Genomic DNA, 7732 nt, shown 5'->3' with positions numbered 1-7732 from the left:
TATCATTGACGGCTTTGCCGATACCGACAACGATGGCTTGAGCGATAACGTGGACACCAACAACGGTGGCACCGCATTGCCCGCACCCGATTCTGACGGCGATGGCCACGATGATTATGTGGACCTCGACAGCGACAACGACGGCATTGCCGATGTAGTTGAAGCCGGCGGCACCGATGCGAATGGCGACGGTATCATTGACGGCTTTGCCGATACCGACAACGATGGCTTGAGCGATAACGTGGACACCAACAACGGTGGCACCGCACTGCTCAACCCGGATACCGATGGTGATGGTCTGAACAACGTAGTTGATCTCGATAGCGACAATGACGGCATTACCGATGTAGCAGAAGCCGGCGGCACCGATGCCAACGGCGACGGTATCATTGATGGCTTTGCCGATACCGACAACGACGGTTTGAGCGATAACGTGGACACCAACAACGGTGGCACTGCATTGCCCGTACCGGATACTGATGGCGATGGCGTGGTGAACTACCTCGACCTCGACAGCGATAATGATGGTATTACCGACGTAATTGAAAACGGCGGTGCAGATGCCAACGGCGACGGTATCATTGACGGTTTTGCCGATACCAATAACAATGGTCTTGCCGATGATGCTGATCCCAACGCGGGAGGCACGGCATTTGGCGAAGCCGATCAGGACGGTGACAGTATTCCCAACTACCTCGATCTCGACAGCGATAACGATGGTATTGTGGATATTGTAGAAACAGGCGGTACAGATGCCGACGGTAACGGACAGGTGGATGGTTTTGCAGATACCAACGGAAACGGTCTTGCCGACAGCGTTGATCCTGCCACAACCGGTACACCCAACACCACCACTGGCGCCGATACCAACAGCGATGGCCGCCCGGACAACTATCCGAACGACAACGCCGACAACAACGGAAATCCTGACTTCCTCGATATTGATGCCGACAACGACGGCATTGTGGACAACATCGAAGCACAGTCAACCACCGGTTACGTAGCCCCGAGCGGTAACGATACTGACGGCGACGGCATTGATGATGCCTACGATGCCACACCCGGATTTGGTGGCGCAGGTGTAACGCCTGTAAACACCGACGGCACCGACAATCCCGACTACACCGACACCGACACCGATAACGACGGTTTCTCGGATCTGGTGGAAGGCAACGACTTCAACAACAACAACCAGCCCGATGTACTGCCCACCGGCAACGATACTGATGGCGATGGTCTGGATGATGCTTACGACAACGTAAGCACAACAGGCACAGCCAACGTAACCAACAACGATGCACCCGCTACCGGAACAACCTTCCCCGATGTGGACATTGTGGGTGGCGAACTCGACTGGCGTGATCCGGTAGATACCGATGGCGACGGAATTCCGAACAACATTGACATTGACGATGACAACGACGGAATTACCGACGTAACTGAAGCGGCAACTGCTTCGAACAACGGTGATACGGATGGCGACGGAATTCCGGACAGTCTTGATCTCGACAGCGACAACGACGGTATTGCCGATGTAATTGAAGCCAACGGCAGCGATCCCGATAATGACGGTATCACCGGCACCGGCCCGATTACAGATGTAAACGGCGACGGTCTGGCAGATAACCTCGGTCCGAACGGCTTGCCCGGTGTAGATACCGACGGCGACGGTCGTCCTGACTTCCAGGATCTCGACAGTGATAACGACGGTATAAACGACCTCACCGAAAGCGGTGGCAACCAAACCGATGCCAACAGCGATGGCGTGGTTGACGGCCCGGATACCGATGGCGACGGCTTGCCCGACAGCTCAGACAGCAGCAACGGCGGCGCACTTACCGGCAACCCGACCGATTTTGACGGAGACGGTGTGGATGACTACCGCGACCTTGATTCGGACAACGACGGTATTAACGACGTAGTAGAATCAGGCAACGGTGCACTGGATGCGAACAATGATGGTATTGTGGACGGTGGTGATGCCGACAACGACGGTATCCGCGATGCGGCCGATGCAAACGATACCACCTTTGGCGATCCTGACACCACCGATGCGCCCGGCGACTTTGATGGTGATGGTAATCCTGATTACAACGATCTCGACAGTGACAACGACGGTATCAACGACATTACAGAAGCCAACCTCGACAACCTCGACACCAACAGCGATGGTGTGGTGGATGGCCCGGATACCGACGGCGATGGTATTAACGACCCGGCCGACGGCGCGAACGGAACCTTTGGCGATGCCAGCAGCCCGAACGTACCTGACACCGACGGTGACGGTACACCGGATTACACCGACCTCGACAGCGATAACGACGGCATCAACGATGTAACCGAAGCCGGCCTCGATAACTTTGATGCCAACAGCGACGGTGTAATTGACGGCCCGGATACGGACGGCGACGGTATCAATGATCCGGTAGATGCGAATGACGGTGTGTATGGTGATCCTGACACAACCGATATTCCGGCCGACTTTGATGGCGACGGTGTTCCCGATTACCGCGATCTCGACAGTGATAACGACGGCATCAACGATGTAATTGAATCGGGTAATGCCTCGGCTGATCTGAACAATGATGGTCTTGTGGATGGTGCCGATACCGATGGCGATGGTATTCTTGACGTGGTGGATGCCAACGACGGCAGCTACGGCGATCCGGATACGAACGACACGCCCGGCGATTTTGACGGCGATGGCAATCCGGATTACAACGACCTCGACAGCGATAACGACGGTATCAACGACATTACAGAAGCTGGTCTCGATAACCTCGATACCAACAGCGACGGTGTAGTTGACGGCCCCGATACAGACGGCGACGGTATCAACAACCCGGCCGACGGCGCGAACGGAACCTTTGGCGATGCCAGCAGCCCGACACCGCCTGATACGGATGGCGACGGCAACCCGGATTACACCGATCTCGACAGCGATAACGACGGAATCAACGATATTACCGAAGCCGGCCTCGACAACCTCGATGCCAACAGCGACGGTGTTGTTGACGGCCCCGATACAGACGGCGACGGTATTAACGACCCGGCTGATGCTAACGACGGCGTGTACGGCGATCCCGATACGAACGACACACCTGCCGATTTTGATGGCGACGGTACACCGGATTATGTGGACCTCGACAGCGACAACGACGGTACAAACGACGTAGTGGAATCAGGCAATGCAAGTGCCGACCTGAACGGCGACGGTCTTGTGGATGGCGTGGATACTGACGGCGACGGTATTATTGACGTGGTGGATGCCAGCAACGGCACCTACGGCGATCTTGATCCGAACGATACGCCGGTGGATACCGATGGCGACGGTACACCTGATTACAACGACCTTGACAGCGATAACGACGGTATCAACGACGTGATTGAAGCTGGTAACGGCGCACTCGATACCAACAATGATGGTGTGGTTGACGGACCCGATACAGACGGCGACGGCATTAACGACCCGGCCGACGGAAACACCGGTGTGTTTGGCGATACGCCCGGCAACCCGGTTACGGATACCGACGGCGACGGCGTGCCGGATTACCTCGACCTTGATTCGGACAACGACGGTATTAACGACGTGGACGAAGGTGGCAACGGCGATCTCGACACCAACAACGATGGTGTAATTGATGGCAACGACACCGATGGTGACGGTATTCTTGACCCTGTTGACGGAAGCACCGGCTACGGCGACAATCCCGGCGATCCGCTGCCGCCTGATACCGACGGCGACGGAGTTTCAGACTATCAGGATCTCGACAGCGACAATGACGGAATCTTTGATGTGGACGAAAACGGCAACGGCGATCTGGATGCCAATAACGACGGAACCATTGATGGCAACGACACCGACGGCGACGGTATTCTTGATCCGGTTGACGGAAACAACGGAACCTGGGGCGATGCCGGAACGGATCCGGTGGACACCGACGGCGACGGCACACCGAACTATCAGGATGATGACAGCGACGGCGACGGAATTGCCGACGGCACCAACGGCGAAGTAATTGCCGAAGACTGCGACGGTGACGGAGTTTCCAACTACCTCGATCCTGATCCGTGCGACCTCGTAATTCCTGAAGGCTTCTCGCCGAACGGTGACGGTACCAACGATTTCTTCGAAATCAAAGGCATCACAGCGTTCCCGAATAATAATGTACAGATCTTCAACCGTTGGGGTAATCTGGTGTACGAAGGCAATGGCTACGACAATGCCGGCGTGCGCTGGGATGGCACCAACCAGTCTGACGGCCCGGGAACGGGAAGCGGCCTGGTACCCGAAGCCACTTACTTCTATGTAATTGACCTGGGCAACGGCACGGTATTCAAGGGTTACATCTACGTGAAATACTGATAGGAGGGAAGAAGCTATGAACAGATCTCAAAAAATGATCGTCATGAAATCAAAAGTATGGTTAACCACAGCAGTGCTTGCACTGCTGTGGGCTGCCGATCTGAATGCACAGCAGGATCCGCAGTTTACCCATTATATGTACAATACACTCAGCGTAAACCCTGCCTATGCCGGCAGCCGTGGTTCGCTGAATGTGAGTGCGCTTCACCGCCAGCAGTGGATTGGTTTTGATGGCGCGCCGATGACACAAACCGTTTATGCACACATGCCGCTGCCCAACGAAAAAATGGGTGTAGGCCTCTCGGTGATAAACGACAAAATCGGTCCGCTCAATCAAACCTTTATTTACGGCGATTATTCCTACACCGTGCGTTTGTCGAGCACCATTAAACTGGCGTTTGGCATTAAAGCGGGTTTGAATATGTTCCAGCCCGATTTGTCGGGTCTGAGCACGATTGACGGTAACGATGCCGCTTTTGTGAACAGCACGCTTCAGCGTTCCATTAAACCCAACCTGGGTGCAGGTTTGTATCTGCACCACGAACGCTGGTACATTGGCGCTAGCTCACCGCGTTTGCTGGAGAACAAGTTTAACCTGAACGGCGTTTCCACCAACGACACCAACACGGTGAAGGAACTCCGCCACCTTTTCCTCATTGGAGGTCTGGTATTCCCCATTAACAGCCAACTGAAACTGAAACCTACCGTGCAGGCCAAAATGGTGAAGAACTCGCCCCTTTCGCTCGATGCTACGGTGGAGGCGCTGATCCGCGATCAGTTTAACCTGGGTGTAGGTATGCGTTTGGGCGATAGTTTCTACGGACTGGTAGGTTATCAGTTTAACGACCAGTTTAAAGCGGGTTTGTCGTATGATTACACGATAGGCTCATTGAGAAACATAAACGGAAACACAGTTGAGATTTTCCTCAGCTATGATTTCTTCTTCCGCAACGACAAAATCCGCTCACCGCGTTATTTCTGATGAACTTACAAACAACCAAACGCTCTGCTATGAAATATTTAGTGACGCTTCTGCTGTTTGTAACAGCATTTGCCGCACAGGCGCAAACGCCCACCCAGCGTCGTGCCGACCGTTACTACGACCGTCTGGCGTATGCCAGGGCCATTCCGCTGTATGAAAAACTTGCGGCTTCAAACGCTGCCGACGACCGTTCGCTGATGCGACTGGGCGACTGCTACCGCAACTTAGGCCGCTGGGGCAAAGCCGAAGAAACCTATGGCAAAGTAGCCAAAGGTGCCAGCCCCACTGCCGAAAGTTTTTACAACTACGCTCAGGCTTTACGCGCAAACGGCAAGTACGATGAAAGCCTTTTGTGGATGGATAAATTCCACGGCATCCAACTGGCTGACCGTCGCGGTACGGAGCATGTGACCCGCCGCGATTTCATCCAGAAAATAAGCGGCCAGCAGGCTTACTTTGATTTGCAGCCGCTCGACATCAACACCGCGCAGGCCGATTTCGGTACAGGTTTTTACAATGACAAGGTTGTGTTTGCCTCTTCACGTCGCAAGCGCATGGGTGTGGTAAATATTCACGCGTGGAACAACAATCCGTTCCTCGATCTTTTTGTGGCCGGACGCGATACCACCAACGGCAAACTCAGCAACGCTACATTGCTGAGCCGCAAAACAAATACAAAGTATCACGAAGGTCCTGCCTGTTTTACACCGAACGGTATGACAATGTACTTTACGCGAAACAATTATTTTAATAAAGAATACCGTAAAGACAGCAAGGGTGTAAACAACCTGAAGATATTCCGCGCCACATGGAATGGCGAGAAATGGGTGGAAGAAAATTTACCCATAAACAGCGACGAATATTCGGTAGGGCATCCTGCGCTGAGCCCCGACGGCAAATGGCTTTATTTTGTGAGCGATATGCCCGGTGGTATTGGCGGAACCGATGTGTACCGCGTGGCGATTTCGGAAGCCGGTAAGTTGGAAGTTCCCCAAAATCTGGGCAACACCATAAACACCGAGGGCAATGAAATGTTTCCGTTTGTGGATAAAGACGGTAACCTGTTTTTTGCCTCTAACGGCCATGTAGGTTTGGGCGGATTAGATGTGAACTATGCAGCGCCCAAAGGCGAGGGTTTTGCGAAGCCCGAAAACCTCGGCTCACCGGTAAACACGCCCGACGATGATTTTGCACTTGTGCTGGATGCCTCGGGCAAAGGCTACTTGTCGAGCAACCGCGCAGGCGGCAAAGGCGATGATGATATATACGCCGTGCGCCTGGTACGTCCGCTCAAGCAAACTTACCTTGTAAAAGGTGTGGCCCGCGATAAGCGCGCCGATGTACTGCTGGCCGGTACGGAAGTTTCGCTGCGTGATGCTTCGGGTAAAGTAATTCAGACGGTAACCACCGGTGTTGACGGTAACTATCAGTTTGAAGTGGAGCCGGGCAAGGAGTATTCGCTCACCGCTACAAAAGAGAAATATTTCGATGGGTTGAATAAATTCAATACCAACGAACTGGGCGAGAAAACCGAACTGGTGAAAGATGTAGAGCTTGAGAAAGATCCCGGCCTTTCGCTTTACGCGCTGGTTACAGACAAAACAAACGGTAAGCCCCTTGAAGGTGTGAAAATGGTAATTACCGACAACATTACCGGACAGCCTGTAACGGATATGCTCACACCCGCATCGGGTGATTTCCGTAAGCCCTTGCCCGAGAAAAAAATTGGCGACCGTATCAGCTACAACATCAAGCTGGATAAGGATGGCTATCTCGGCAAAGTGGTTACGTTTAATGCGTCAATTGACAAGGCCGGCGAGATTAAAGTGCATGAAGCCATGGATCTTGGTCTCGACAAGATTCAGGTGGGCGCTGACCTTGCCAAGATTATCGACATCAAGCCGATTTACTTTGATTTGGGTAAATCAAACATTCGCCCTGATGCGGCGGCTGAGCTTGACAAGATTGTGAAGGTAATGAAGGAGAATCCCACTATGGTGATTGAACTTGGTTCGCACACCGACTGCCGTTCGAGCATGGCTTCGAACATGGCGCTGAGCGACCGCCGTGCAAAATCATCGGCCGCATACATTGTTTCGAAAGGCATTGAGGCAAGCCGCATTTACGGCAAAGGCTACGGCGAAACCAAACTCATAAACGGCTGCGCCTGCGAGGGTGCTGTAAAATCAACCTGTTCGGAACAGGAGCACCAGCAAAACCGCCGCACCGAATTTATTATTGTGAAGATGTAAAACGATTTTTTAGCTGAACCGAAGCCGCCTGTGCAACCAATTTGTGCAGGCGGCTTTTTTTGTGGTTTTATTGCTACAGGTGTGATGATTTTATAGCCGGGATTGCAGTGGAAACCCGGCAACAGCAAAAAC

The 7732-nt window shown here is 53.3% G+C and carries 3 protein-coding genes; all 3 read left to right on the top strand.

All coding sequences use genetic code 11. The annotated features are described in order from the left end of the window. A partial coding sequence (locus IM638_10405; GenBank protein MCA6363439.1) for a gliding motility-associated C-terminal domain-containing protein occupies positions 1-4366 on the top strand: 4366 nt, incomplete at its 5' end. 43 nt (positions 4367-4409) lie between these two features. After that, positions 4410-5348, top strand: coding sequence for a type IX secretion system membrane protein PorP/SprF (locus IM638_10400; protein ID MCA6363438.1), 939 nt, complete (start codon positions 4410-4412; stop codon positions 5346-5348). A gap of 29 nt (positions 5349-5377) precedes the next feature. Further along, positions 5378-7600: an OmpA family protein gene (locus tag IM638_10395; protein ID MCA6363437.1), complete on the top strand. Its 2223-nt coding sequence runs from the start codon at positions 5378-5380 to the stop codon at positions 7598-7600. The last annotated feature ends 132 nt before the right edge of the window (positions 7601-7732 follow it).

It is taken from the genome of Bacteroidota bacterium (genome assembly GCA_020402865.1).
GTDB lineage: Bacteria > Bacteroidota > Bacteroidia > Palsa-965 > Palsa-965.
The sequence above is the reverse complement of the archived record's forward strand: the minus strand, read 5'-3'. Positions and strand labels throughout refer to the sequence as shown.